Genomic DNA, 24,352 nt, shown 5'->3' with positions numbered 1-24,352 from the left:
TCAGCCGCGGCGCCGCAGCCGCCGCAGGCCGAACACCGCCGCCAGCACGGCCACGATCGCCACCGCGCCGCCGACCTTGACCGTGGTGCCGTCGGCGCTGTCGCCGTCACCGCCCGAGGCGGCCGAACTCCCCCCGGTGGACGGCGTCTCCTCCCCCGGCGTGTCCTGCGCCTTCACCGTGCTGTTCGCGCCCTCCATCCCGAGCAGCAGCTTCTTGCCGTCGACGGTGTAGGTGACGGACTCGCCCTGGCCGAGCGGCACGCTGATCCGCCCCTTCTTGGCGATCTTGCCGTCGTTCCAGTCGTAGTAGAGGCCGCCCAAGTAGCCGCGCACGGTGAGCTGTTCGCCGTCCGGCGAGAACGCCGCGTCCGTGGCCCACAGGTCGACCGCGGCGGCCTGCGTGAAGGTGTTGGTGCCTGAGGTGGACAGTTCGGCCGGTCCCTCGTAGAGGTGCCCGCCGTCCTCCTGCTTGTCGATGATGTAGACGCGCCCGGTCTTGGGGTGGACGACCATCGACTCGGCGTCCCGCGCCCCGTCCGCGTACTTCACGACGTACTGCTTCGCCTGGACCGTCTGGTCCTTCAGTTCCGTCGGCTCGGGCAGGGTGTAGATCCATACGTGCGGCCAGGTGCCGCCGAGGTTGTCGCCGATGTCGCCGACGTAGATCTGGTCGTCGGGGCCGATCTGGATGGCCTCGACGTCGCGGGGCGTGCCGATGCCGGCGAGGGAGACGCGGGCTACGGTCTTGCCGGTCGCCCCGTCGACGGCGTAGATGTACGGGCCCTCGTCCTGGTCGTTGTGGGTCCAGTAGATGCCGGGGTGCTGGCGGGAGGCGGCGAGTCCGCTGGACTCGGTGATCCGCGGGTCCGAGATGGTGAACCCCTCGTCCCCGTCGACGGCGAGGGCGGGCGCGGCGCACACGCCCGTCAGAACGGCGGTCGCTGCGAGAAGGGCGAGAGTTCGGCGCATGGCCCAAGCCTGCCATGATGTTCGAATGCTCAGGTTCATGCCCGTCGGAGACTCCCAGACGATCGGGAGCGCGGGCGAACACACGTGGCGCTACCGGCTGTGGCAGCACCTGTGCGCGGCGTACGGCGGCCCGTTCACGCTCGTCGGCCCGCGCGAGACGCTCTACGACAAGGCCGCCGACGCCCCTACGTCGTACCGGTACGCCGATCCCGACTTCCCCCGTGGCCACCTGGCCGGCTGGGGCGAGGGGTGGCTGCACATGGCCCCCCTGATCGGCGAGGCGGTCCGGGCGCACCGCGCGGACGTGCTCCTCGTCGCCCTCGGCCTGATCGACCTGGGCTTCTACACCAACGCGGAGCAGACCGCCGAGAACGTCCACCGCTTCGTGGCGGAGGCCCGCGCGGCCCGCCCCCGCGTGCGGATGGTGGTCCTGCCGGTGATACCGAACATCCGCGCCCTGGAGGATGCGGACTTCGGCGCGCAGGTCACCCTCTTCAACGACCTGCTGGCCAAGACGGTGGCCGACCTGGACGAACCCCGCTCGCCCCTCCTCCTCGCCTCGCTGCCGCCCGCGTACGACCTCCACACGGACACGTACGACGGCACGCATCCCGGCCCGACCGGCGAACACCACATCGCGGCGGCCTTCGCGAAGGCGATGCACCAGGGGTGGGGCATGGGCGGGCCGTACGGCGGATAGTCCACTCCGTGTCCCTGTCGCCGTGCGTATCGTTGTACCGCGCGGCTGCCCGGTCCGCGGGTCGCCGGGGAGGAGCGCCACGATGACCGTCGTAGACGACAGGATCGCCATGGCCGACGTCAGCACCGAAAGCCTCGACGAGTGGTTCGAGCGGCTTGAGAAGATGCCCGTCCCCGAAGGATTCCGGGTCGAGATCGTCGGGGGCAACATCCACATGACACCGCAGCGGGGCACGCACTGGACCATCATTTTTGAGATCGCGGTGGCCATTCGCGAGAGGTTCGGGAAAGGCACTGCGGTCTTCTCCGACGTCCGTATCGACTTTCCCGGCCACGAGAACGGCTTCTGCCCGGACGTTGTCAAATTCCGCGACGGCACCCAGCAGGACGACACCGGCCACTGGCGCCACCAAGACGTCGAGTTCGTCGCCGAAGTCATCTCCCGGGGCACCGCCGCCAACGACTACGGCCCGAAGAAGGACGCCTACGCCGTCGCCGAGGTCCCCCTCTATGTGATCGCCGATCCCTACCAGGGCCGCTGCCACGTCTTCACCGACCCCAAGGACGGCGAGTACGCCAGCGAGACCATCGTCCGCTTCGGCCACGACCTGGACCTGACCGGCACCGTCCTCGACCTCACCCTCCCTACCGACGGTTTCCCCCGCGACTGATCCCGTCACCGCCCAGCGGTTGCCTGGAGCGCACTCCAAGTCGTTGGCTTGGGGACCATGAAGTACACGCAGCTCGGACGCACGGGACTCAAGGTCAGCCGGCTCGTCCTCGGCACCATGAACTTCGGTCCGCAGACCGGTGAGGCGGACAGCCACAGCATCATGGACGCCGCGCTGGACGCGGGCGTCAACTTCTTCGACACCGCCAATGTCTACGGCTGGGGCGAGAACAAGGGCCACACCGAGGAGATCATCGGCAACTGGTTCGCGCAGGGCGGCGGGCGCCGGGACAAGACCGTCCTCGCCACCAAGGTCTACGGCAACATGGCCGCCGACGGCGACGCCTGGCCCAACCACGACAAGCTCTCCGCGGTGAACATCCGGCGGGCGGTCGACGCCAGCCTCAAGCGGCTCCAGACGGACCACATCGACCTGTACCAGTTCCACCACATCGACCGTGCCACCGGCTTCGACGAGATCTGGCAGGCGATCGACGTCCTGGTCCAGCAGGGCAAGATTCTGTACGTCGGCTCGTCCAACTTCCCCGGGTACAAGATTGCCCAGGCCAACGAGACCGCCGCCCGCCGCGGCGGCACCATCGGCCTGGTCAGCGAGCAGTGCCTGTACAACCTCGCCGAGCGCCGCGCCGAGATGGAGGTCATCCCGGCCGCGCAGGAGTACGGGCTCGGCGTCATCCCCTGGTCGCCGCTGAACGGCGGTCTGCTGGGCGGCGCCCTGAAGAAGGAGGGCCAGGGCAGGCGGAGCGCCGGGGGACGGGCCGCGGAGGCCCTCGCCGACCCCGAGTCCCGCGCGCAAATCCAGGCGTACGAGGATCTGCTGGACAAGCACGGTGTCGACCCCGGCGAGGCCGCGCTGGCCTGGCTGCTGACCCGGCCCGGCGTGACCGGCCCGATCGTCGGCCCGCGCACCGCGGAGCAGCTCTCCTCGGCACTGCGCGCCGTGGAGCTGGAGCTGTCGCGGGAAGTGCTGACCGGCCTGGACGAGATCTTCCCGGGACCGGGGCCGTCGCCGGAGGCGTTCGCCTGGTAGGGGTGTACCGGTTACGGGCGACGCGGCGGCGCCGGGCGGGCTAGCCCAGCGCCGCCGCCACCGCCACTACCACGAGCATCAGTACGAGCACACCGGCCATGATCCGGTTCCGGAATTTCGGGTCCACGGGACCGAGCCTAACGGGCCGGGCCGAGCGGGTGCCGGGCGACCGTCTCGTACCGGGGCTGTTCGCCCGGCACCCCGGACGCCGGCAGGTTGCTGCGGACCAGGGCCAGGTCGGTCACCTGCCAGGGGCTGCCGGTGAAGCCGTCGAGGGCTGCCACGTACTCCGCCGTGTCGAACGGCTCCCGGCTCCGCGCCACCGTCAGGTGGGGCGTGTACCGGCGGTGGTCCGCCATCGCCACGCCCGCCTTCCGCCCGGCCGCCTCCGCGCGGTCGGCCAGCAGCCGCAGGGTGCGCAGGTCGCCGTCGGCGCCCGCCCACAGCGCCCGGCCGTGCCCGAACTGCCCGCCGCCGCGCACGGCCAGCGGGAACGGTTCCGTCCGCCGCGCGGCCCGCGCCAGCCGCTCCGACAGCTCGGGGACGAGGCCCTCGTCGACCTCCCCGTAGAAGGCGAGCGTGAAGTGCCACCCGGCCCGCCCGGTCCACCGCAGCCGCCCGGCGCCGGACAACGCCCGCAACCGCTCCACCTCGACACCGACCTCGACGACGACGTCCTCGGGCGGCAGCACGGCGGCGAAGAGTCTCATGGCTCACAGTCTGCCCGGCATGCCCTGGTCACCGTGCGTATCGTTGTACTCGTCGCCGAGGTGATCTCCAGGAGCACCGGCTCCAACGACTACGGCCCCTAGAAGGACACCTACGCCGCCGCCGGCGTACCGGTGTACCTGATCGTCGATCCGTACACCGGCACCTGGCAGCTGCACACCCTCCCCAAGGACGGCAGCTACCACAGCAGCGTCGGCTTCGGTTTCGGGGAGGACATCGATCTGACCGGGACCGCCGTCGGTCTGGTCCTGAAGACCGACGACTTCCCCCGCGACTGACCACCGGCTTCCCCCCGCGACTGACCGCCGGCGCCCTACGCCGCCGGAGCCAGCGCCTCCCGGCGTTCGCGTTCCACGAAGCGGACCCGGGGATGGCCGTGATGCCAGCCGAGCGCCAGGCGGAGGTTGCCGAGGCGGGCCAGGACCAGGCCGGTCACCGCGGCGGCCAGCAGGGCGACCGTGCCGCCGGCCGCGAAGCCGACCCGGGCGCCGTAGGTGTCCGTGACCCAGCCGACGATCGGGGCGCCGACCGGGGAGCCGCCCAGGAACACCATCATGTACAGCGCCATCACACGGCCCCGCACCGCCGGGTCGGTGGACATCTGGATGCTGGTGTTGGCGGTGACGTTCACCGTCATGCTGAACAGTCCGATCGGGACCATGAGCAGGGCGAACAGCCACAGGGACGGGGCCGTGGCCGCCACGATCTCCAACGCGCCGAAGAGCAGCGCCGCGGCGATGAGGACACGCAGGCGGGCGGTGCCGCGCCGCGCGGCGAGCAGCGCCCCGGCCACCGAGCCGACCGCCATCAGGGTGTTGAAGAGGCTGTAGGACCCGGCGCCCGCGTCGAAGACGTCGTCGGCGAAGGCGGACAGGAAGACCGGGAAGTTGAAGCCGAAGGTGCCGATGAAACCGACCAGCACGATCGTCCAGATCAGGTCCGGGCGGCCGGCGACGTAGTGGAGTCCTTCCCTCAGCTGGCCCTTGCCGCGCGGGGCACGCTCGACGGTGTGCAGCTCACGGGCGCGCATCAGCAGCAGGCAGCTCAGCGGCGCCACGAAGGACAGCCCGTTGGCGAGGAAGGCCCAACCCGTGCCCACGCCGGTGATCATCAGCCCGGCGACGGCGGGGCCGACCAGCCGGGCGGACTGGAAGTTGGCGGAGTTGAGGCTGACCGCGTTGGACAGCTGGTCGCGGCCGACCAGCTCGGAGACGAAGGACTGGCGGGCGGGGTTGTCGACGACGGTCGCGAGGCCCATGGCGAAGGCGGCGACGTAGACGTGCCAGACCTGGACGTGCCCGGTGAGGGTGAGGACGGCCAGGAAGAGCGCGGTCAGGGCCATCGCCGACTGGGTGACCAGCAGCGTGGGCCGCTTGCGCAGGCGGTCGACGAGGACACCGCCGTAGAGGCCGAAGAGCAGCATCGGCAGGAACTGCAGGGCGGTGGTGATGCCCACCGCGGCGGAGGAGCCGGTGAGGCTCAGCACCAGCCAGTCCTGGGCTATGCGCTGCATCCAGGTGCCTATGTTGGAGACGACCTGGCCCATGAAGAACAGGCGGTAGTTCCTGACCTTCAGGGAAGCGAACATGGACGCCTTGCGGGGCGTGGCGGACGGGGTTTCTCGGCGGTCAGGTGCGGGGGCGGAAGCTGCTCCGGGTCCCGTACTCAAAAGGGTTCGCCTCCTCGCGAGGTTCTGTTGACCGGTCTGCTTACCGGTGGGCGAGTTTCTCCAGCACGGGGGCGGCAGCGCGGAGCTTCGCCCACTCGTCCTCGTCGAGCCCCTCGACCAGTGCGGCCAGGAACGCGTTCCGCTTGCGGCGGCTCTCGTCGAGCATCACCACGGCCTGTTCCGTCGGGGTCACGACCTTCTGGCGCCGGTCCTCGGGGTGCGGTTCGAGACTGACCAGTCCCTTCGCCTCCAGCAGCGCCACGATGCGGGTCATCGAGGGCGGCTGGACGTGCTCCTTGCGGGCCAGTTCGCCCGGGGTGGCACTGCCGCAGTTGGACAGGGTGCCGAGCACCGACATCTCGGTGGGGCTGAGCGACTCGTCGACCCGCTGGTGCTTGAGCCGACGGGACAGCCGCATCACGGCGGATCGCAGGGAGTTCACGGCGGCGGCGTCGTCGCCATGGGTGAGGTCCGGCATGTCTTTAGCTTAACTCATTAGTTTGATGAAGGAAAACCACTCGACCGGCCCGTGCCCGTGACCCTTGCCACTCAACCGCCACGCCGCCCCGATATCACTCGTACGAGTGAGTGGTGTCCGGAAACGGATGCGTCACCCCGCACCATGGGACAACGCTCGTCGCCATGGGGACCAGCGTGCTCAGCCTGCGTATCGACGGGGAGCTGCTCGACCGGCTCCGGGACCGTGCCGCCAAAAGAGGAATGAGCGTCCAGGACTATGTAGTCCGGACGCTCATCCGCGATGACTTCGACGAGCGGTTCCAGTCCGCCGTGGAGGAGACCGAGAGGTTCTACGGGCCCGTCACCTGAGCCGGGCCCGTGAGCCGGGTCAGGTCAGATCAGGTCAGGCCGAGGGCCGGCATCAGGTAGTAGAAGGCGAAGACCGCCGAGACGATGTACATCGCCACCGGCACCTCGCGCCCGCGCCCGGCGGCCAGCCGCAGCACCGAGAAGGTGACGAAGCCCATGCCGATGCCGTTGGTGATCGAGTAGGTGAACGGCATCATCAGCATGGTCACGAAGGCCGGGATGGCGATCGTGTAGTCCGCCCAGTCGATCTGCTTGATCGAGCCGGCCAGGATCAGGAAGCCGACCGCGACCAGCGCGGGCGTGGCCGCCTGGGACGGCACCATCGTGGCGATCGGCGTCAGGAACAGGCCGACCGCGAAGAGCAGGCCGGTGACCACGTTGGCGAAGCCGGTGCGCGCCCCCTCGCCGACGCCCGCCGTGGACTCCACGAACGCGGTGGTGGCCGAGGAGGAGCTGGCGCCGCCCGCGGCGACCGCGATGCCGTCGATCATCAGGACCTTGTTGATGCCGGGCATCTGGCCCTGCGCGTCGGTCAGCTTCGCCTCGTCGCTGACGCCCATGATCGTGCCCATCGCGTCGAAGAAGCACGACAGCAGCACGGTGAAGACGAACAGCACGCCGGTCAACACGCCGACCTTGGAGAACCCGCCGAACAGGCTGACCTCGCCGACCAGTCCGAAGTCGGGGGTCGAGACGGGGTTGCCGGGCCACTCGGGGGTGGTCAGACCCCAGGAGTCGATGTCGGCGACGAGGTTGACGATCACCGCGATCACCGTCATCACGACGATGGAGATCAGGATGGCGCCGGGGGTCTTGCGCACGATCAGCGCCAGCGTGAGCAGCACGCCGAGGACGAAGATCAGCACCGGCCAGCCGTGCAGGTGACCGCCGTCGCCGAGCTGGAGCGGCACGGTGGTCTGGGCGGCGTCCGGCATCCGCGTGACGAAGCCGGAGTCGACCAGGCCGACGATCATGACGAAGAGGCCGATACCGATGGAGATGGCCTTGCGCAGCCCGTGCGGCACGGCGCTCATCACGCGCTCCCGCAGACCCGTGGCGACCAGCAGCATCACCACGAAGCCGGCCAGCACCACCATGCCCATCGCGTCCGGCCAGGACATCCGCGGCGCGAGCTGGAGGGCGACGACGGAGTTGACGCCGAGACCGGCGGCGAGCGCGATCGGGACGTTGCCGATGACGCCCATGAGCAGCGTGGTGAAGGCCGCGGTGAGCGCGGTCGCGGTGACCAGCTGGCCGTTGTCCAGCTGGTGGCCGTACATGTCCTTCGCGCTGCCCAGGATGATCGGGTTCAGCACGACGATGTAGGCCATCGCGAAGAAGGTGGCGAAACCGCCGCGGACCTCACGGGCGAGCGTGGAGCCGCGCTCGGAGATCTTGAAGTAGCGGTCGAGGGCCCCGGTGGGGGGTGAGTCGACGGGCGTGACGGGGGTGGACATGCGCGACCTCGGCACCAAGTCGCTCCCCCACGGCTTCTTGGTGTTTTCTACGAATAAAAGTGGTCAGATACAAACGTATTCAGTATGAACGTATGAGGGAGATAAAGCTATCTCCGCGCGTAGACCCGCGTGCCGACGGGACTCCGGGGTGGCGCTCCCGCTCTCGTAAGCTGTGCGCATGGCGAAGTGGACACCGAAGCACGAGGCGCCGGAGCCCCTGGAAGGCCCCGTGGTCGCCACCATCACCGGCGGGACCGTCATCTGGTTCGTCCTCTTCCTGGCGCAGCTGCCCTTCTACGGCTGGTTCGACGACCACGGACACCTGTGGTGGGTGTGGACCTGCCTGGCCGGCGGCGGTCTCGGCCTGATCGGCATCTGGTACGTCCGGGGGCGCGACGCCGCGATCAAGCGCGACGCCGCCGCCGGCGAGGCCGCCGCCGGGCCCGCGCCGGGTCAGGGCGCCGCGTAGCACCGCACCGCGTAGTACCACGGCAGGACGCGCCCGCCGGGCCCCTCCTCCCCTGGTCGGGTCTTCCGTCCCCCGCCGTGTGAACACGCGGTTCCGCCCGTACCGTCGAACGCATGACGCACATCGACGCGGGCGCCGAACTCGATCCGGTGCACCCGGTGCCGCTGCCCCCGTCGCCCTCCGGGCTGACCTCCGCGGAGGTCGCCGACCGGGTGGCGCGGGGCCAGGTCAACGACGTCCCGGTGCGCAGCAGCCGGTCGGTGCCGGACATCGTCCGGGCCAACGTCTTCACCCGGTTCAACGCCATCATCGGCGTGCTCTGGATCATCATGCTGATCGTGGCGCCGATCCAGGACAGCCTGTTCGGTTTCGTCATCCTCGCCAACACGGGCATCGGCATCGTCCAGGAGTGGCGGGCGAAGAAGACCCTCGACTCGCTCGCCCTGATCGGCGAGGCCCGGCCCACCGTGCGCCGGGACGGCGCGGCGAGGGAGATCGGCACGTCGGAGATCGTGCTGGACGACGTGATCGAGACCGGGCCCGGCGACAAGATCCCCGTCGACGGGGTGTGCGTCGAGACGGACGGCCTGGAGATCGACGAGTCGCTGCTCACCGGCGAGGCCGACCCGGTGGTCAAGCGCCCCGGCGACCCGGTGATGTCCGGCAGCTTCGTGGTGGCGGGCGGCGGCGCGTTCCGGGCCGTCAAGGTGGGCGCGGAGGCGTACGCCGCTCAGCTCGCCGAGGAGGCGTCCCGCTTCACCCTCGTCCACTCCGAGCTGCGCTCCGGCATCTCCACCATCCTCAAGTACGTCACCTGGATGATGGTGCCGACCGCGATCGGCCTGATCATCAGCCAGCTGGTCGGCGAGGACAACGACCTCAAGGACTCCGTCGCCCGGACCGTCGGCGGCATCGTCCCGATGGTCCCCGAGGGCCTCGTCCTGCTCACCTCCGTCGCCTTCGCGATCGGCGTGATCCGGCTCGGCCGCAAGCAGTGCCTGGTCCAGGAGCTGCCCGCGATCGAGGGCCTGGCCCGCGTCGACACCGTCTGCCTGGACAAGACGGGCACGCTGACCGAGGGCGGCATGGACGTCACGGAGCTGCGCGTCCTGGCCGACAGCTCCTGCGACGAGCCGTACGTACGGCGGGTCCTCGGCGCGCTCGGCGGCTCCGACCCGCGCCCGAACGCCTCCCTCCAGGCGATCATCGACGCCTACCCGGACGACGACAACGGCAACGACGACAACGGCAACGACGACAGCGGCGGCGGCGACGAGAGCGACGGCGGCTGGAGAACCACCGCCACCCTGCCCTTCTCCTCCGCCCGCAAGTACAGCGGCGCGTCCTTCGAGGAGGCCGACGGCACCGTCCGCACCTGGCTCCTCGGCGCGCCCGACGTGCTGCTCGCCGAGGACGACCCGGCGCTCGCGGAGACCGGCCGCCTCAACGAGCAGGGGCTGCGGGTGCTGCTGCTGGCCCGCGCCGCCGGCCGGGCCCCGGACGACCCGAGGGCGGCCGAGGGTGCCGAGCCGGTCGCCCTGGTCGTCCTGGAGCAGCGGCTGCGCTCGGACGCCGCAGAGACGCTGCGGTACTTCGCCGGCCAGGGCGTCCGCGCCAAGGTCATCTCCGGGGACAACGCGGTGTCGGTCGGCGCGGTCGCCGCCAAGCTGGGTCTGAGCGGCGAGGCGGTGGACGCGCGGCGGCTGCCGCAGGAGCCCGCCCGGCTGGCCGGGGCGATCGACGAGTACACGGTGTTCGGGCGGGTCACGCCGCAGCAGAAGCGGGAGATGGTGGGCGCCCTGCAGTCCCAGGGGCACACGGTCGCGATGACCGGCGACGGCGTCAACGACGTCCTGGCCCTGAAGGACGCCGACATCGGGGTCGCGATGGGGTCGGGCTCGGAGGCGACCCGGGCGGTGGCCCAGATCGTGCTCCTGAACAACAGCTTCGCCACGCTTCCCTCGGTGGTCGCCGAGGGCCGCCGGGTCATCGGCAACATCACCCGCGTCGCGACGCTGTTCCTGGTGAAGACGGTCTACTCGGTGCTGCTGGCGATCCTGGTGGTGTGCTGGCAGGTGGAGTACCCGTTCCTGCCGCGCCATCTGACGCTGCTGTCCACCCTGACCATCGGCGTCCCCGCCTTCTTCCTCGCCCTCGCCCCCAACAGGGAACGGGCACGGCCTCACTTCGTGCGGCGGGTGATGCGGTACGCGGTCCCGGGCGGGGTGGTGGCCGGCGTGGCGACCTTCGTGACGTACCTGGTGGCGGGGCACCACTACAGCGGGCCGGGGGCGCTGGAGGCGGAGACGAGCGCCGCGACGCTGACGCTGTTCCTGATCTCGCTCTGGGTCCTGGCGATCATCGCCCGCCCCTACACGTGGTGGCGGGTCGCGCTGGTGGTGACGATGGGCGTCGCGTTCCTGGTGGTGCTGGCCGTGCCGTGGCTCCAGGACTTCTTCGCGCTGAGGCTGGTGGGGATGACGATGCCGTGGATCGCGGTCGGCGTCGCGGCGCTGGCGGCGGCCGCCCTGGAACTCCTGTGGAGGTGGGTCGACCGCCGCGAGCCCGCCGAGTAGGGCTACCGGCTACTTCACGCCGATGTAGTCGCCGGTGGCGGTGGCCTTGCCGCCGGTCGGGGAGCCGTTGAAGACGAAGCGGTAGTAGCCGCTGGCGCTCGCCTTGACGGTCGTCTTGAGGGCGCCGGTGGACGTGGACTTGATGCCCTTGACGTTGGTGTAGGTGGTGGAGGTCTTCGGGCGGTACTGGAGGACCACGGACTGGCTGCCGTAGCCGACGTACGTGTTGGTGTCCCAGTCGGCGCGGGTCAGCTTGCCGGTGACGGTGATGGTGGCGCCCTTCTTCACGGGCTCCGGCGCGGCGTCGACGGTCACCTTGGAGGTGCGCAGGACCTTGCGGGTGGCCACGTTCTCCAGGGTCACGTCGTCGGTCTCGGTGGCTCCGATGACAGCGACGCGCCAGGTCCCGGCGTCGCTGTTGATCAGCTCGGCCGGCAGGAAGGTGAAGGTGGCCGAGCACTTCACGGCGGTCGCCGAGACATCGGCGCAGGTGGCCACGTCGTCGGCGGAGTAGCCCCAGGTCGCGGTGGAGATCGAGGAGCCGTGGTAGATCAGCGGGATGGAGGCGAAGGAGCCCAGGTCGCCGGAGTGGTTCACGGTGTACGTGATCGGCACCTGGTAGCCGCCGGTCGTGCCGACGACGATGTCCTTGTTCTTGTTGACGCTCACGCCGGAGACGCTGATGTCGAGCGCGGCGGCGGCCCGCGCGGCGACGCCGCCGCGGGCTTCGGCGGACGCCGGCGCGTCGGCCTTCAGGCCGGTCTGGAGCTCGGCTGCGGCGCCGGCCGCGATCGAGTCGAAGGACGGCCGGGTGCCGTCGGCGGCCTGGGCGACGGCCGGCACGACGAGCGCGGAGAGAGTCAGGGCGCCGGAGACGGCGGCGACGGTGGCGCGCATACGCATGTGTTCGTTCCCCCACAGGGTGACAGTGGAGTCTGATGACTCGCCTGATCAGATCCGTGGCGGAGGCGACCGGTTGTAGGCCGTGTGAAGGCTTCGTATACGCGACACCGGCAGTTCACCGGGGTGGCCCGCGGGTGAACTGCCGGTGGGTCGGGCGTACTTACCGCACGCCGGTCACGTCACGTCGCTCACTTCACGTCGACGTAGTCACCGGTGGCGTTGACCGCGCCGGTGGTCGAGGTGCCGGCGAAGGCGAAGCGGTAGTAACCGTCCGCGGTCGCCTTGGTGGTGGTCTTCAGGGCCCCCGTCGAGCTGGTCTTGACGGTCTTGACCGTCTTGTAGGAGCTGGTGCCCTTCTTCTTGTACTGGAGCTTCACGGACTGACCGCTGTACCCCGCGTACTTGAGCGACTCCCAGTTGGCGCGGGACAGCTTCCCCGTGACCGTGAGGGTCTTGCCCTTCTTCACCGGCTCCGGGGAGGCGTTGACCGTGAGCTTCCCGGCGCGCTGGAACTTGAAGGAGCCGGCCTTCTCCTTCCAGACGTAGTCGCCGTCCTTGGCGTCGATCCACGCGTCCACGTACCAGGTGCCGGCGTTCGCGTTGGAGAGGTAGTCGACCTTCGGGTCGATCTTGACCGAGGCGGAGCACGTCGAGGTGGTCGAGTTGACCTTGGCGCAGGACGGCTTGCCGGTCATGTAGAACCCGTAGTCGGGCCCTTCGAGCGTGATCGTGTCGGCGCCCGCGATACCGGAGTCGTCGGTGGCGGTGACGCTGACCTTGACGGTCTTCAGACCGGAGGTGCCGATCTGCACCTTGTTGTCGCCGTCGACGACGACCTTGGTGATCTTGGTGTCGCCCAGCCCGCCGTTCAGCGGACGGACGGTGTCGGCGGCCGACGCGGCCGGGACCGCGAGGGCGGACAGGACGACGGCGCCGGAGACGGCGGCCACGGTCGTACGGATGCGCATGTGTGGTTCCCCCAGTGAGAAGCGGTCGGTGACCGGCTTACTTGACGTCGACGTAGTCGCCCGCGGCCTTGACGGCCGGGGTCGTCGAGGTGCCGGTGAAGTAGAAGCGGTGGTAGCCGTCGACCGACGCCTTGGTGGTGGTCTTCAGGTTGCCCGTCGAGTTGGTCTTGACGGTCTTGACGGTGGAGTAGGTGCTGGCGCTCTTCTTGCGGAACTGGAGCTTCACCGACTGGCCGGTGTAACCGGCGTACTTGCCGGACTCCCAGTTGGCGCGGGAGAGCTTGCCGGTGACCGTGAGGGTCTTGCCCTTCTTGACCGGCTCCGGCGCGGCGTTGACCGTCAGCTTGGACAGCCGCTGGACCTTGGCGGTCTTGTAGGCGGTGTCCTGGTAGATGTTGCCGTCGTTCGACAGCACGGCCACGTTCACCTTCCAGGTACCGGCCAGGGAGTTGGCGTAGAGGTACCCGATCAGCTCGTCGTCGTAGCCGGGACGGGCCGTGACGGTGAGCTTGCAGGTGGACTTGGTGGCGCTGACGGCCGTGCAGGTGGCGTAGTCCTGGTTCTGCGCCAGGGCGCCGTCGACGTAGGTGTCGAAGTCGGTGCCGTGCCACAGCTCGACGAAGGCGTCGGCGATGCCGCTCGCGTGGGTGGCGGTCACCGACACGGTGAAGGTCTTGGCGTTGGTGGTGCCGACGACCACGTCCTTGCCGCCGTTCACCGACACGCTGGTGATGGTGGGCAGGGCGGCGGCCGCACGAGCGGTCGAGCGGTGAGCGTCGACGCCGAAGACGTCGGCGGCGGTCGGCCGCTGCTGGAACGGGTCGGCCGCCGAGTCGGCCTGCGCGGCAGGCACGGCGAGGGCGGACAGGGCCAGGGCGCCGGTGAGGGCGGCCACGGTGGCGCGCATACGCATGCGATCCCCAAGTGGGAAAGGGGCCCCGGCGGTCGTCGCCCCCCAGCGGCTCGTGTCACGCAGGGGCCCAAGTGATCGTGGAGTCTGTTGACTCGCGTGATCAGATACACAGGGGGAACGAAAGGTTGTACGGAAGTGAAGAGAATGTGCGGGAGTGACGCATGTCACTCCCGCACACGCACCCTTCGCGCCGGCTCAGTCGAACCAGCGGTCCCGGGCCAGCTCCGCCGTCCGCGACGGGTCTTCGAGCAGCGCCGCCACCTCGAACCGCCGGGGCCACTGTCCGGCCGCCCAGGCCAGCCCCGCGGCGACCCCTTCCAGCGTCGCCGCGTGCAGCGCCCCATCGTCGGTGAGCCGCCAGTCGATCTCCACGCCGTCCACGACGAGTTCCTCGTGCTCGACGTAGGAGCCGGGCACCCGCGCCCCCAGCAGCACCCGCACCGCCTCCGGTACGTCGTGCTCGGTGCCCTCGGAGTCGACGCGCCCGGTGACGGACTCGCTCAGCCGCCGCACCTGGAACAGCTCCGCCAGCTCGGCGGCGCGGGCCGGACGCACCGGCAGCAGCGGCACCCCGCCGGTGAAGGGCAGCAGGTCCGGCGAGTCGACGACCACCGCGTCGGCGGCGTCCACCACCCGCACCTCGCCGTCGACGACCGCCCGCACCTCGTCCGGGAGGGTCACCGACTCGGGGTCGAGGTCGGCGAGCGCGCCGTAGAGGCCGTGCAGCTGGGCGGCGGTGACGGGCCGGTCCGGGTCGGCGAGGCGGTCCAGCAGCTCGGCCGCGCCGCCGGGCTCGTCGAGGAGGGCCGCGACGGACGTCCGTACGCCCAGCGCCCGCAGCACCTGCTCGTCGTCGAAGCCGGTGGCGTCGGCCTCGTCGTACAGGCCGCGCAGCAGCGGGTCGCCGCCGGCGGCGCGCAGCCCGGCGGGGCGGCGTCCGCCGAGCACCGGGTGCCCGCGCAGCCACCAGGCGGTGTACGGCCGTACGACCTCGTGGGTGCCGTCGGGCAGCAGCATCCGCACCGGCTGCACGAGCGCGTCGCGCAGCGGCGGCCGGGAGAGCAGGGCGAGCGCCTCGGGCCACTTGTCGTCGTCGACGAGGTCCAGGTCGCGCACGGCGACCAGCTCGGTGGCGACCGGCGGGACGGGCGTCTCGGGGAAGCGGTCGAGGATGTCCTCGCACCACACGTCGACGGCGTCCAGCAGCCCGGCGTCGTCCGGTTCGGCGAAGTCGCTGTCCCGGGGCTCCAGTTCGTCGGGGTCCAGGACGACGTCGGTGGCACGGACCAGGGCGAAGCCGACCAGCACGCCGCAGGCGGCCAGCGTCTCCGGGCCCCACCTCTCGGCCAGCTCCCCCTCCACGGCGGCGACCTCGTCCTCCCGCATCACACGGGCGAAGGGCCCGCCGGGGAAGACCAGTTCGCCGGCCGGGGACAGCTCGCCGTCCTCGTCGGGCAGGGCGAGGGCGCCGAGCCAGGGCTCGTCGCCGGGTTCCAGTGCGGCGTCGCGGACGAGCCCGAGGACGGTGTCGGCGAGTTCCTCCGCGTCGAGGGTGTCCTCCTCCCAGTCCGCCCCGCCCTCGTCGTCCAGGGAGGCGGCGACGGCGGTGCGGACCTGCGGGGTGGTGAGCACGGCACGCGGGGTGGCCGGGAGGGCGCCGAGCTTCTCCAGCAGCGGGTGGGCGGCGGCCGGGTGGGCGACCTTCAGACCGAGCCGGGCGAGGACCTCCGGGTCGAGGGAGGCGGTGTCCGGGGCGGGCAGCAGCACCTGCCGGGGCCCGATGACCGTACGCCCGTCGGCCAGGGGCACCGGCAGCCCGGAGAGCCGCTCCGGATCGACACCGGCGAGACTGTCGTACAGCCGCCACCACCAGCCGGGCTCCTTCTCCAGCCCGGCCAGCCGGTCGACGGCGTCGGTCAGCGGCAGCCGGGCGACCCCGAGGGTGCGCAGCTCCACGCGGCGTTCCAGACCCGCCGGGAGCAGGGTGGGCAGTACCTCCGCCAGCACCCGTACGGTGTCGGCCCCGGCGCCCTCGGCCACCTCGGCGTCCCGGGGCCGCAGCGAGGCGGGCAGGTCGCTGTCGTCCTCGCCCGGCGCGACGGTCACGGCCGGCGGCAGGAACGACGTACGCGGCAGCCGCTCCAGGACCGCCTGCCGCAGCGCGCCGTCCAGCTCCCCCTTGCCCAGCGGACCGGGCACGAGGTCGATGGTCCCGGCGGTGACCGGGTCCCAGTCGGCGAGCAGACCGGCGTAGGCGTCGGCGGCGCGCTGCGTGAGGAAGTCGGTGAGCGGGCCCGGGGCCGCGTGCCGCCGGGTGGTGTCCAGCGGGAACGAGGCGATGAGCAGCGCGGGCACGCCGAGCGGCTCGTCGCTGGGGGTGGGGGCGTGCAGCACGGGCGCGGTGCGGGGCCGTACCGGCGCGCCCTCCTCGTCCACGGGCACCGCCCAGGTCACCGACCAGTGCGGCCGCAGCCGCTCCTCGACCGGCCGGTCGGCGAGCAGCTCGGGGGTGAGCGGCCCGTGCGCGGCGGCGGTCCGCCAGCGGGTGGTCCCGTCCCGGGAGTCCTCGACGACGGTCAGCCCGTCCTCGGTACGACGGCTGATCGTCCGGGTGTCGTCGTCCCCCTTCTCGATCACCACCTCCGTCAGTCCGGGCAGGGCGAGCAGCAGCGCGTCGTCCACGGCCGTCAGCAGCCGTTCGGCGAGGTCGGCGGCGGCCGGGTCGCGCAGCGGCAGGATGACGGCCGTGTCGTACGGGTCGGGGGCGGTGCCCTCGGCGGGGAGCGGCAGCCGCAGCAGCGGTACGTGCCCGTCGCGGCGGCGGATCTCGTCCCCGAGGCCGGGGCTGTGCCGGGCGACGTCGGCGGCCAGGTCGCGGCCCTCGGCGAGGGACCAGCGCACCCCGCCGTGCCGGCCGACGACGGCGGGCTCGTCGGTGACGGCGAGGACGGCGGCGAACCCGACGCCGAACCGGCCGACGGCCCCCTCCGCCGTGTCCCGCTTGGCGGAGGCGCGCAGCGTGGACAGCGACTCCACCCCGGCCGCGTCCAGCGGCGCGCCGGTGTTCGCGGCGACCAGCACCCCGTCGCGCAGGGTGAGCCGGAGCCGGCCGGGCACCCCGGCGCGGGCGGCGGCGTCGGCGGCGTTCTGCGCGAGCTCCACGACCAGCCGGTCCCGGTAACCGCCGAGGACGAGGTCCTCCTCGGCGTTGGCGTCCTCCCGGAACCGGGCGGGACTCGTCGCCCAGGCGTCCAGCACCCCGCGCCGCAGCCGCGCCGTACCGAACGGGTCCGCACCCTCGGCGGCGGGCCGTACGAACATACTCACGTCGATCTCTCCTCGTCGGCCCCAGAACACAACGAGCAAGAAGGTATCGGTTCACCCACCGCCATCGCCCAGCCCGCCGGGCTGCCTCTCAGCCCGTCCGGCGTTTGAGGACGAGGCCGTTCAGGCCGAAAGGGAGGCCCGGGGGCGCAGCCCCCGGCCCGCCGTGGTCACGAGTGCCCCGGCTCGGCCGAGACCGCCTCCTCCGCCGCCGGACCGGCGGGCCCGGTCTCCGCACGCAGCGGGAACGGATCGATCCGCGTCTCGTCGATCACGGGCGCGGGCGGCTGCGGAGCCTTCGGCATCACCGCGGCCTCCGAGTGGCCCCCGCACCCGTAGGACAGGGACACCACCCGGCCGTCCGCCGGGGAGAACTCGTTGGCGCAGACGCCGAACGCCTGGCCGAGGGAGCCGCCGATCGGCGTGAGGAACCCGCACGAGACACAGGGCGCGGGCGCGGCCTGCGCCATCGGCGTCTTCGGGCCGAACGCCTCCTCCCAGCGGTCGGCCGCGATGTGCAGGCCGTACCGGGACAGCACCCGGGGGCGGCGCAGGCCCAGCTCGTCGGCGACCGCCGCGATCGAGCCGCGCGGCGGCGCGAGCGGCAGGTCGGCGGGCGGCCCCGCCGTGATCTCGGCGTCCTCCGCCTCGACCAGGTCGGCCATCTCGTGGGAGACGGCGGCGTTCGGCGGCGGCTCGTCCTCGCCGGACCAGCCGGGTTCGAGACGCAGGTCCTCGGCGTCGGTGGGGAGCAGGTCGCCGGGGCCCATGTCGCCGGGGCGCAGCCGCTCGCTCCACGGCACCCACTCGGGGGCCAGGACGGCGTCCGGGCCGGGCAGCAGCACCGCCTCGTCGATCGTCACGACCTTCGCGCGCGAGGCGCGGGCGACGGTGACGGCCCAGCGCCAGCCGCGATAGCCCAGCTCGGTGCACCCGAAATAGTGCGTGACAACGCGGTCACCCTCGGACACCAGACCCTCGTGGTCGCCGACCACACCGGGTGCCGCCGCCTCCTCGGCCGCGGTCCTGGCGAGGTCGACGGCCTCGGCGCACAGGCGGTCAGGGGTGCGGCTTCGCGTTGTCGCTGCGCTCACAGGTATCGCTTCTCTCCATACGCCGTCTCACGAGTGCGCCACTGCCGGCGGGAGGCGGACGGAGCGGACCCGGGGACCGCGTCGACGTCCGCGCCCGACGCGCTCGGGCGCACCTACGTCATCCATTCTGCGGGATGGCAGTGAGGCGCGCGGCCGAGAACGTTCGCCACGACGCGCTACGCACGCTACCTGCTCAGCTGCGCTGGGCCTACACCGACGGGAGTTTCCCGCCCGCCGCCGGACCTCGCCTCACCCGACCCGATCAGCCCCAACCGCGCGATCACGGCTCTACTCCCCCGTTTTCCGGGGCACTATGACGGGGTGGCAGCCGCACGGACGGAAGTGAGGGGCGGGGGCCGGGGACGCGGTCCCGGGCGTTTCCGCGGGGTCGGCCGCGCTCTGCACCTGCCGGTGACGGCGCCGGCCCGCGGTATCCGGCGGGCGACGCACGCGCACGGCGCCGGCGAGTCGGGCCTGGGCAAGCTGATCGAGCTGCACGGGGTGAACGGCGCCGGTGACGTCATGATCACCGTCGCGCTCGCCTCCACCGTCTTCTTCTCGGTGCCGACGGACGAGGCGCGGGGCCGGGTCGCCCTCTACCTCGCCATCACGATGGCGCCCTTCACTCTCCTCGCCCCGGTGATCGGCCCGCTCCTGGACCGCGTCCCGCACGGGCGCCGGGCGGCGATGGCGACCGCGATGGCCGCGCGGGCGCTGCTCGCGCTGGTGCTGTCCGGCGCGGTGATCAGCGGCGGCATCGAGCTGTATCCGGCGGCGCTCGGCGTGCTGGTGGCGTCGAAGGCGTACGGCGTGGTCAGAAGCGCCGTGGTGCCGCGGCTGCTGCCGACCGGGTTCTCACTGGTGAAGGCGAACTCCCGGGTGACGCTCGGCGGGCTGCTCGCCACGGGGGTCGCCGCGCCGATCGGGGCGGGGCTCCAGCAGATCGGGCCGCGCTGGCCGCTGTACGGCGCGTTCGTCATCTTCGTCACCGGGACGTTCCTGTCGTTCACGCTGCCGCGCAAGGTCGACTCCGCCAAGGGCGAGGACACCGCGCTGCTCGCCGCGGACGACGCGCACCTGCACGGCCCGCACCTGAAGCCGGTCAAGCGCCCGGGGCTCCGTACGGTCGGTACGGCGGTCACGCACGCGCTCGCCGCCAACGCCGCCGTGCGCTGTCTGACCGGCTTCCTCATCTTCTTCCTGGCGTTCCTGCTGCGCGAGCACCCGATGACGGGGCAGAGCGCGGCGGTGTCGCTGGGGATCGTCGGCGTCGCGGCGGGCGCGGGCAACGCCCTCGGCACGGCGGTCGGCGCGTGGCTGCGCTCCCGCGCGCCGGAGATCATCATCGTGACGGTGCTGGCGTGCGTGCTGGCCGCGGCGGTGACGGCCGCGGTGTTCTTCGGGGCGGTGCTGGTGGCGGGGCTGGCCGCGATCGCCGGGTTCGCGCAGGCGCTGGCGAAGCTGTCGCTGGACGCGCTGATCCAGCGGGACGTGCCGGAGCTGGTGCGGACCTCGGCGTTCGCCCGGTCGGAGACGCTGCTCCAGATGTCCTGGGTGCTGGGCGGCGCGGTCGGCATCGCGCTGCCGCTGAACGGCACCCTCGGCCTGTCGGTGGGCGCCGCGATCGTCGCCGCGGGCTGGCTGGGCACCGTACGCGGACTGCTCGGTTCGGCCCGGCACGGCGGACGCCCGTCCAGGGTGGTGTGAGGGCGGCCGTCGGGACCGGCGTGCGGGGCGGCTGTCCAGGGCCGCGTGGACACGGCGCGCCGCACCCAGGTTGGGGGCCACCCATAAGGGCCCGATAACCTTCGCCCATGACCACGTTGCCCCGCGGCGCAGCCGCCCCTGGACACCGCGCTGTGCGACGCCGCCGTGCCGTCGCCGCCGCCGGCGCCGTATCCGCAGGACTGCTCGTCCTGTCGGCCTGCGACAAGCCGACGCCGCTGTCGACGATCACCGTCGGCAGCGACTCGATCAGTTCCGAGGCCACCTGCGGCGGCGAGGGCGACGAAGCCCTGAAGACCGCCGACCTCACCAAGTGCCTCCAGGACAAGGACGTCGAGACGATCACGGTCGACCCCGACGAGACCGTCCGCTTCGGTGTGGACCCGGACATCGCCGACAAGCGCTGGACGATCCTGATGAACGGCCAGCCGCTGACCGACGACAGCAAGAAGACCTACCGCACGGTCCCCGGCAGCGTGTTCTTCAACGCCCAGTACGGAGCGCAGGGCGACTCCACGAAGGTCGCGATCGTCGCCGGCAACGGCAAGGAGGGCGGCCAGTCCTTCACCGGCGTGTGGTCCTTCGAGCTGAAGAAGGGCGACTGACCACGTCCGCCTCGCACCTCCTCGTGGCCACCGCGGTCCCCGCCGAGCGGGACGCGGTGGCTCGGGCGTTTCCCGGACCGGTCCGGGAGACACCCCGCCCCGGCATCACCCTGCACCGCCCGGCCGTGGACGGCGTCGATCTGCTGGCCGCCGGTGTGGGCCCCGCCCTCGCCGCCGCCTCCACCGCCGCCGCGCTCACCGCCGCGGCCCTCGCGGACCGCCCCTACGACCTGGTCGTCTCGGCCGGCATCGGCGGCGGCTTCGCCCCGGGCGCGCCCGTCGGCTCGCTCGTCGTCGCCGACGAGATCACCGCGGCCGACCTGGGCGCCGAGACCGCCGACGGCTTCCTGCCGGTGACCGACCTCGGCTTCGGCACGGTCACCCACCGCCCGCCGGCCGCGCTGGTGGCGCTGGTGGCCGCCGCGACCGGCGCCCGGCCCGGCACCGTACTGACCGGATCCACCGTGACCGGCACCGCCGAGCGCGCCGCCGCGCTGCGCGCCCGCCACCCCCGCGCCCTCGCCGAGGCCATGGAGGGCTTCGGTGTCGCCGAGGCCGCCGCCGCGCACGGGGTGCCCGTGCTGGAGCTGCGTGCCGTCTCCAACCCCGTGGGCCCCCGCGACCGGGCCGCCTGGCGGATCGGGGACGCCCTCGCGGCCCTGACGGACGCCTTCGGGAAGCTCGCACCCGCCCTGGAGAGTTGGAACCCCCATGACCACTGACAGCAGCCTGCAGATCGCGTACTCCCCCTGCCCCAACGACACCTTCGTCTTCGACGCCCTCGCCCACGGCCGCGTCCCCGGCGCCCCCGCCCTGGACGTGACCTTCGCCGACATCGACCTCACCAACGGCATGGCCGAGCGCGGCGAGCACGACGTGCTGAAGGTGTCGTACGCGGTGCTGCCGTACGTCCTCGACGAGTACGCGCTGCTGCCCTGCGGCGGCGCGCTGGGCCGGGGCTGCGGGCCGCTGGTGCTGACCCGGGAGGCCGGCGCCGACCTCCGCGGGAAGACCGTCGCGGTGCCGAGCGAGAAGTCGACGGCGTACCTGCTGTTCCGCCTCTGGGCCGCGGACACCGTGCCGGGCGGGGTCGGCGAGGTCGTCGTCATGCCGTTCCACGAGATCATGCCGGCGGTACGGGACGGCAAGGTGGACGCGGGCCTCGTGATCCACGAAGCCCGCTTCACGTACCGGAACTACGGACTGCACAAGCTCGCCGACATGGGCGAGCACTGGGAGGCGACCACCGGGCTGCCGATCCCGCTCGGCGCGATCATCGCCAAGCGGTCGCTGGGCGGTGAGACGCTGACGCGGCTCGCGGATTCCGTCCGGGCCTCCGTGCGCGCGGCCTGGGACGACCCCGAGGTCTCCCGCCCGTACGTCATGGAGCACGCCCAGGAGATGGACCCGGCCGTCGCCGACCAGCACATCGGGCTGTACGTCAACGAGTTCACCGCCGACCTCGGCGAGGACGGCTACGCGGCGATCCGCGGTCTGCTGACCCGGGCGGCGGCCGAGGGACTCGTACCGGCCCTCGGCCCGGACGCGCTGGCCTTCCCGTGAGCGGCTCCTAGACGTCCAACTGGTCGGCGACCGCGCGGAGCAGACCGGCGATCTTCTTCCCGGCGGTCTTCTCCGGGTAGCGGCCCCGCTCCAGCATGGGCGTGATGTTCTCCAGCAGGGTCGTCAGGTCCTGGACGATGGAGGCCAGTTCGTCCGGCTTCTTGCGCGCGGCCGCCGCCAGGGACGGGGCCGGCTCCAGCAGGGTGAGGGAGAGCGCCTGGTCGCCGCGCTGCCCGGCGACCACGCCGAACTCCACGCGCTGGCCCGGCTTCAGGGTCTCGACTCCGGCGGGGAGGACCGAGGAATGGACGAAGACGTCACCGCCGTCGTCACGGGAGAGAAAGCCGAAGCCTTTCTCACTGTTGAACCACTTGACTTTGCCGGTAGGCACGTCTGTCCTCGTCCTCGTACTCGTCGGAAAACTGCTCTTGATAGCACTCGGGCGGGTCCAGGACCCGCCGGTACCCAGGCTAATGGTCTTCAGGCCGGTGACAAGACGTCCCCCGGTCGTTCCTACGGCTCGGGAACTACCCTGGTCGGGTGCGTGACAAAACCCAAACGAATTCCGCCGAGCCCGGTGACCGACTGATCCGTGCCGGTGCGATCGTCTTCTTCATCGGCACCGTGGCCACGGTCGTCACGGTGGCCCCGCTGTTCCTCGGTACGACGCCGTTCCCCACGTACATGTTCGGGCTGAGCATGCTCATGGGGGTCGGCTTCCTCGTCGCCGCCGCGGGGGTGCTGCGGTCGGTCGCCGCCGGGCGGCGTCAGGCCCGCGCCGCCGCCGGGTCCGCCAGGTAGCCCGCGAGCCACTCCGGGAACTCCGTCAGGTCCGCGAGGACCGTGTCGGCGCCCGCGGCGCGCAGTTCGTCGACGGTGTACGGGCCGGTGGCCACGGCGACGGAGTACGCGTCCGCGGCGCGCGCCCCCCGGATGTCCCCCAGGTGGTCGCCGACGTAGATCCCCGCGCCGTGCTCGCGCAGCGCGACGGCCTTCTGCTCCGCCCACAGATCACCGATGACCGCGTCCGGCCGGATGCCGAGGTGGTCCAGGTGCAGCTTGGCGTTGGGCTCGTACTTGGCGGTGACGACGACCGCCCGGCCGCCGGCCCGCTGCACGGCCGTGATCGCCTCGCGGGCGCCGTCCAGGGCGGGGGTGGCCGCGATGGCGTACTCCGGGTACAGCGAGCGGTAGAGGTCGGCGGTGGCGGCCAGGCGCTCGGCGGGGAACCAGTGGGCGAGTTCCTGTTCCAGGGGCGGGCCGAGGCGGGTGACGGCCAGGTCCGCGTCCACGGCTGTGCCCGTCCGTTCGGACAGGGCCACGTAGCAGGCGTGGATGCCGGGGCGGGAGTCGATGAGGGTCATGTCCAGGTCGAAACCGACGGTTGTGGAGGGCATGCCTCCATTGTGAGGTGCGGGTTCGTCGTGGCTGGTCGCGCGGTTCCCCGAGCCCCTTTCAGGGGCACCGGTCCGGTACGGCGTCATGACGTTCTGCGGCTCTTCCACAGCAGGTACGCCGCCGAGGCCAGGGCCGCTCCGCGCAGGACCCAGGGCCAGGTCTCCGTGACCGCCTCGTTCATGTGGCCCTCGGCGATCGGGGTGCTCCAGCGGCCGTCCGTGCGGCCCCAGAGCCAGACCACGCCGGTCGCCGCCACCAGGCCGGGCAGGCCCAGGACCGCCCACTTCGCCTGGGCGGGGGTGAGGCGGCGGGAGAGGAAGGCCAGGACCCAGCCGAGGGCCAGCGGGAGCAGGTTGCCGAGGATCGCGCCGACGACCAGCAGGACGGCCGAGACGAGGAGGAGACCGTTGGGACGCGTGCCCGGGGGGAGCAGCCTGCGGGGCGGGGCGTCCGCGCTCCTGCGGGGCCACCGCAGGCGGCTCCGCCGCGGGGCCGCCTCCGTGGCCGCCGCTTCCTGCTTCTCCGGCTTCTCCTGCCCGGTCTCCCCCGGCTTCTCCCGGGGCCGCGGCGGCTTGAGGAGGTCCGGGATCTCGATGCCGCCGACGAACCCCGGCACGCTGTCGCCGCGCCCGAACGGGCCGCTCTCCGTGCGCCACCAGTCGGGCAGCGGACCCGTGCCGTCGCCCGGCTCGGCGGTCCACGCCGCGTGCGGCGCGGCCGGTGCCTCGGCCCGCCCGCCGTC

23 protein-coding genes and 2 pseudogenes are annotated in these 24,352 nt (G+C 72.0%); 12 read left to right on the top strand and 13 right to left on the bottom strand.

Annotation, left to right across the window (positions count from 1 at the left end; all coding sequences use genetic code 11):
- The gene (locus UW392_RS22905) at nt 1-969 is read right to left on the bottom strand and encodes a WD40 repeat domain-containing protein (RefSeq protein WP_320776957.1); all 969 of its coding nucleotides are present in this window, start codon (nt 967-969) and stop codon (nt 1-3) included.
- A 25-nt stretch (nt 970-994) separates the two neighbouring features.
- Here UW392_RS22905 and UW392_RS22900 point away from each other — a divergent pair, with 25 nt between their 5' ends.
- The 3 genes from UW392_RS22900 to UW392_RS22890 all read left to right on the top strand — a co-directional run bounded on the left by UW392_RS22900 (nt 995) and on the right by UW392_RS22890 (nt 3,389).
- Nucleotides 995-1,669, top strand: coding sequence for a GDSL-type esterase/lipase family protein (locus tag UW392_RS22900; RefSeq protein WP_320776956.1), 675 nt, complete (start codon nt 995-997; stop codon nt 1,667-1,669).
- Between the two features lie 82 nt (nt 1,670-1,751).
- A complete protein-coding gene (locus UW392_RS22895) occupies nt 1,752-2,339 on the top strand; it encodes a Uma2 family endonuclease (RefSeq protein ID WP_320776955.1) in 588 nt (195 codons plus the stop codon).
- 57 nt (nt 2,340-2,396) lie between these two features.
- Complete coding sequence (locus UW392_RS22890) at nt 2,397-3,389, top strand: aldo/keto reductase (RefSeq protein WP_320776954.1); 993 nt, start codon at nt 2,397-2,399, stop codon at nt 3,387-3,389.
- A 137-nt stretch (nt 3,390-3,526) separates the two neighbouring features.
- Here UW392_RS22890 and thpR read toward each other — a convergent pair whose 3' ends face one another.
- The gene (thpR, locus tag UW392_RS22885) at nt 3,527-4,099 is read right to left on the bottom strand and encodes an RNA 2',3'-cyclic phosphodiesterase (protein ID WP_320776953.1); all 573 of its coding nucleotides are present in this window, start codon (nt 4,097-4,099) and stop codon (nt 3,527-3,529) included.
- Between the two features lie 42 nt (nt 4,100-4,141).
- On the opposite strand from thpR, the pseudogene UW392_RS22880 reads away from it, so the two are divergent.
- A pseudogene (locus UW392_RS22880) lies at nt 4,142-4,396 on the top strand (Uma2 family endonuclease); the annotation flags it as partial.
- Nucleotides 4,397-4,431: 35 nt separating this feature from the next.
- Here the strand turns inward: UW392_RS22880 and UW392_RS22875 are convergent.
- Together UW392_RS22875 and UW392_RS22870 are read right to left on the bottom strand one after the other, a co-directional pair.
- Nucleotides 4,432-5,787, bottom strand: a complete 1,356-nt coding sequence (locus UW392_RS22875; RefSeq protein WP_320776952.1) for an MFS transporter — start codon at nt 5,785-5,787, stop codon at nt 4,432-4,434.
- Between the two features lie 40 nt (nt 5,788-5,827).
- Entirely contained in the window at nt 5,828-6,265 is a 438-nt protein-coding gene (locus UW392_RS22870; RefSeq protein WP_320776951.1) for a MarR family transcriptional regulator, read from the bottom strand.
- Nucleotides 6,266-6,429: 164 nt separating this feature from the next.
- Here UW392_RS22870 and UW392_RS22865 point away from each other — a divergent pair, with 164 nt between their 5' ends.
- Nucleotides 6,430-6,615, top strand: coding sequence for a ribbon-helix-helix protein, CopG family (locus UW392_RS22865; RefSeq protein WP_320776950.1), 186 nt, complete (start codon nt 6,430-6,432; stop codon nt 6,613-6,615).
- Between the two features lie 29 nt (nt 6,616-6,644).
- Here UW392_RS22865 and UW392_RS22860 read toward each other — a convergent pair whose 3' ends face one another.
- Nucleotides 6,645-8,072 (bottom strand): NCS2 family permease, encoded by a 1,428-nt coding sequence (locus UW392_RS22860; RefSeq protein ID WP_320776949.1) that lies wholly within the window; start codon nt 8,070-8,072, stop codon nt 6,645-6,647.
- Between the two features lie 178 nt (nt 8,073-8,250).
- On the opposite strand from UW392_RS22860, the gene UW392_RS22855 reads away from it, so the two are divergent.
- On the top strand, nt 8,251-8,541 hold the full coding sequence (locus tag UW392_RS22855; RefSeq protein ID WP_320776948.1) for a DUF2530 domain-containing protein: 291 nt from the start codon (nt 8,251-8,253) through the stop codon (nt 8,539-8,541).
- A 113-nt stretch (nt 8,542-8,654) separates the two neighbouring features.
- Nucleotides 8,655-11,117 (top strand): HAD-IC family P-type ATPase, encoded by a 2,463-nt coding sequence (locus UW392_RS22850; RefSeq protein WP_320776947.1) that lies wholly within the window; start codon nt 8,655-8,657, stop codon nt 11,115-11,117.
- Nucleotides 11,118-11,126: 9 nt separating this feature from the next.
- Here UW392_RS22850 and UW392_RS22845 read toward each other — a convergent pair whose 3' ends face one another.
- The 5 genes from UW392_RS22845 to UW392_RS22825 all read right to left on the bottom strand — a co-directional run bounded on the left by UW392_RS22845 (nt 11,127) and on the right by UW392_RS22825 (nt 18,319).
- Nucleotides 11,127-12,020 carry a hypothetical protein gene (locus UW392_RS22845; RefSeq protein ID WP_320776946.1) on the bottom strand — a complete coding sequence of 298 codons (894 nt, stop codon included), beginning with the start codon at nt 12,018-12,020 and terminating at the stop codon, nt 11,127-11,129.
- A 188-nt stretch (nt 12,021-12,208) separates the two neighbouring features.
- The gene (locus UW392_RS22840; protein WP_320776945.1) at nt 12,209-12,988 is read right to left on the bottom strand and encodes a calcium-binding protein; all 780 of its coding nucleotides are present in this window, start codon (nt 12,986-12,988) and stop codon (nt 12,209-12,211) included.
- Nucleotides 12,989-13,025: 37 nt separating this feature from the next.
- Nucleotides 13,026-13,901, bottom strand: a complete 876-nt coding sequence (locus UW392_RS22835; protein WP_320776944.1) for a calcium-binding protein — start codon at nt 13,899-13,901, stop codon at nt 13,026-13,028.
- Between the two features lie 195 nt (nt 13,902-14,096).
- Nucleotides 14,097-17,228, bottom strand: coding sequence for a sacsin N-terminal ATP-binding-like domain-containing protein (locus UW392_RS22830; RefSeq protein ID WP_320776943.1), 3,132 nt, complete (start codon nt 17,226-17,228; stop codon nt 14,097-14,099).
- Between the two features lie 167 nt (nt 17,229-17,395).
- Nucleotides 17,396-18,319 (bottom strand): DUF3027 domain-containing protein, encoded by a 924-nt coding sequence (locus UW392_RS22825; RefSeq protein ID WP_320776942.1) that lies wholly within the window; start codon nt 18,317-18,319, stop codon nt 17,396-17,398.
- 321 nt (nt 18,320-18,640) lie between these two features.
- Here UW392_RS22825 and UW392_RS22820 point away from each other — a divergent pair, with 321 nt between their 5' ends.
- The 4 genes from UW392_RS22820 to UW392_RS22805 all read left to right on the top strand — a co-directional run bounded on the left by UW392_RS22820 (nt 18,641) and on the right by UW392_RS22805 (nt 22,212).
- Nucleotides 18,641-20,026: an MFS transporter gene (locus UW392_RS22820; protein WP_414496609.1), complete on the top strand. Its 1,386-nt coding sequence runs from the start codon at nt 18,641-18,643 to the stop codon at nt 20,024-20,026.
- A gap of 107 nt (nt 20,027-20,133) precedes the next feature.
- Nucleotides 20,134-20,649 carry a DUF2771 domain-containing protein gene (locus tag UW392_RS22815; RefSeq protein WP_320776941.1) on the top strand — a complete coding sequence of 172 codons (516 nt, stop codon included), beginning with the start codon at nt 20,134-20,136 and terminating at the stop codon, nt 20,647-20,649.
- A 23-nt stretch (nt 20,650-20,672) separates the two neighbouring features.
- Nucleotides 20,673-21,371, top strand: a complete 699-nt coding sequence (locus UW392_RS22810; RefSeq protein WP_414496607.1) for a futalosine hydrolase — start codon at nt 20,673-20,675, stop codon at nt 21,369-21,371.
- Entirely contained in the window at nt 21,361-22,212 is an 852-nt protein-coding gene (locus UW392_RS22805; RefSeq protein WP_320776939.1) for a 1,4-dihydroxy-6-naphthoate synthase, read from the top strand. The genes UW392_RS22810 and UW392_RS22805 overlap by 11 nt, the downstream gene beginning before the upstream one ends.
- Nucleotides 22,213-22,219: 7 nt before the next feature.
- On the opposite strand, the gene UW392_RS22800 is transcribed toward UW392_RS22805, so the two are convergent.
- Entirely contained in the window at nt 22,220-22,603 is a 384-nt protein-coding gene (locus UW392_RS22800; RefSeq protein WP_320776938.1) for a cold-shock protein, read from the bottom strand.
- Nucleotides 22,604-22,752: 149 nt separating this feature from the next.
- Here UW392_RS22800 and UW392_RS22795 point away from each other — a divergent pair, with 149 nt between their 5' ends.
- The gene (locus tag UW392_RS22795; RefSeq protein WP_320776937.1) at nt 22,753-23,013 is read left to right on the top strand and encodes a hypothetical protein; all 261 of its coding nucleotides are present in this window, start codon (nt 22,753-22,755) and stop codon (nt 23,011-23,013) included.
- Here UW392_RS22795 and UW392_RS22790 read toward each other — a convergent pair.
- Complete coding sequence (locus UW392_RS22790) at nt 22,980-23,609, bottom strand: HAD family hydrolase (RefSeq protein WP_320776936.1); 630 nt, start codon at nt 23,607-23,609, stop codon at nt 22,980-22,982. The genes UW392_RS22795 and UW392_RS22790 overlap by 34 nt on opposite strands.
- Nucleotides 23,610-23,692: 83 nt before the next feature.
- Nucleotides 23,693-24,352 (bottom strand): annotated as a pseudogene (locus UW392_RS22785) (hypothetical protein); the annotation flags it as partial.

Source organism: Streptomyces sp. CRN 30 (genome assembly GCF_034105845.1).
The sequence above is the reverse complement of the archived record's forward strand: the minus strand, read 5'-3'. Positions and strand labels throughout refer to the sequence as shown.

What these genes read in the sequence shown, in the direction of transcription:
- UW392_RS22905 (WP_320776957.1), bottom strand. Translation starts at nt 969, where the DNA reads ATGCGCCGAACTCTCGCCCTTCTCGCAGCGACCGCCGTTCTGACGGGC.
- UW392_RS22900 (WP_320776956.1), top strand. Translation starts at nt 995, where the DNA reads ATGCTCAGGTTCATGCCCGTCGGAGACTCCCAGACGATCGGGAGCGCG.
- UW392_RS22895 (WP_320776955.1), top strand. Translation starts at nt 1,752, where the DNA reads ATGACCGTCGTAGACGACAGGATCGCCATGGCCGACGTCAGCACCGAA.
- UW392_RS22890 (WP_320776954.1), top strand. Translation starts at nt 2,397, where the DNA reads ATGAAGTACACGCAGCTCGGACGCACGGGACTCAAGGTCAGCCGGCTC.
- thpR (WP_320776953.1), bottom strand. Translation starts at nt 4,099, where the DNA reads ATGAGACTCTTCGCCGCCGTGCTGCCGCCCGAGGACGTCGTCGTCGAG.
- UW392_RS22870 (WP_320776951.1), bottom strand. Translation starts at nt 6,265, where the DNA reads ATGCCGGACCTCACCCATGGCGACGACGCCGCCGCCGTGAACTCCCTG.
- UW392_RS22865 (WP_320776950.1), top strand. Translation starts at nt 6,430, where the DNA reads ATGGGGACCAGCGTGCTCAGCCTGCGTATCGACGGGGAGCTGCTCGAC.
- UW392_RS22860 (WP_320776949.1), bottom strand. Translation starts at nt 8,072, where the DNA reads ATGTCCACCCCCGTCACGCCCGTCGACTCACCCCCCACCGGGGCCCTC.
- UW392_RS22855 (WP_320776948.1), top strand. Translation starts at nt 8,251, where the DNA reads ATGGCGAAGTGGACACCGAAGCACGAGGCGCCGGAGCCCCTGGAAGGC.
- UW392_RS22850 (WP_320776947.1), top strand. Translation starts at nt 8,655, where the DNA reads ATGACGCACATCGACGCGGGCGCCGAACTCGATCCGGTGCACCCGGTG.
- UW392_RS22845 (WP_320776946.1), bottom strand. Translation starts at nt 12,020, where the DNA reads ATGCGTATGCGCGCCACCGTCGCCGCCGTCTCCGGCGCCCTGACTCTC.
- UW392_RS22840 (WP_320776945.1), bottom strand. Translation starts at nt 12,988, where the DNA reads ATGCGCATCCGTACGACCGTGGCCGCCGTCTCCGGCGCCGTCGTCCTG.
- UW392_RS22835 (WP_320776944.1), bottom strand. Translation starts at nt 13,901, where the DNA reads ATGCGTATGCGCGCCACCGTGGCCGCCCTCACCGGCGCCCTGGCCCTG.
- UW392_RS22815 (WP_320776941.1), top strand. Translation starts at nt 20,134, where the DNA reads ATGACCACGTTGCCCCGCGGCGCAGCCGCCCCTGGACACCGCGCTGTG.
- UW392_RS22805 (WP_320776939.1), top strand. Translation starts at nt 21,361, where the DNA reads ATGACCACTGACAGCAGCCTGCAGATCGCGTACTCCCCCTGCCCCAAC.
- UW392_RS22790 (WP_320776936.1), bottom strand. Translation starts at nt 23,609, where the DNA reads ATGCCCTCCACAACCGTCGGTTTCGACCTGGACATGACCCTCATCGAC.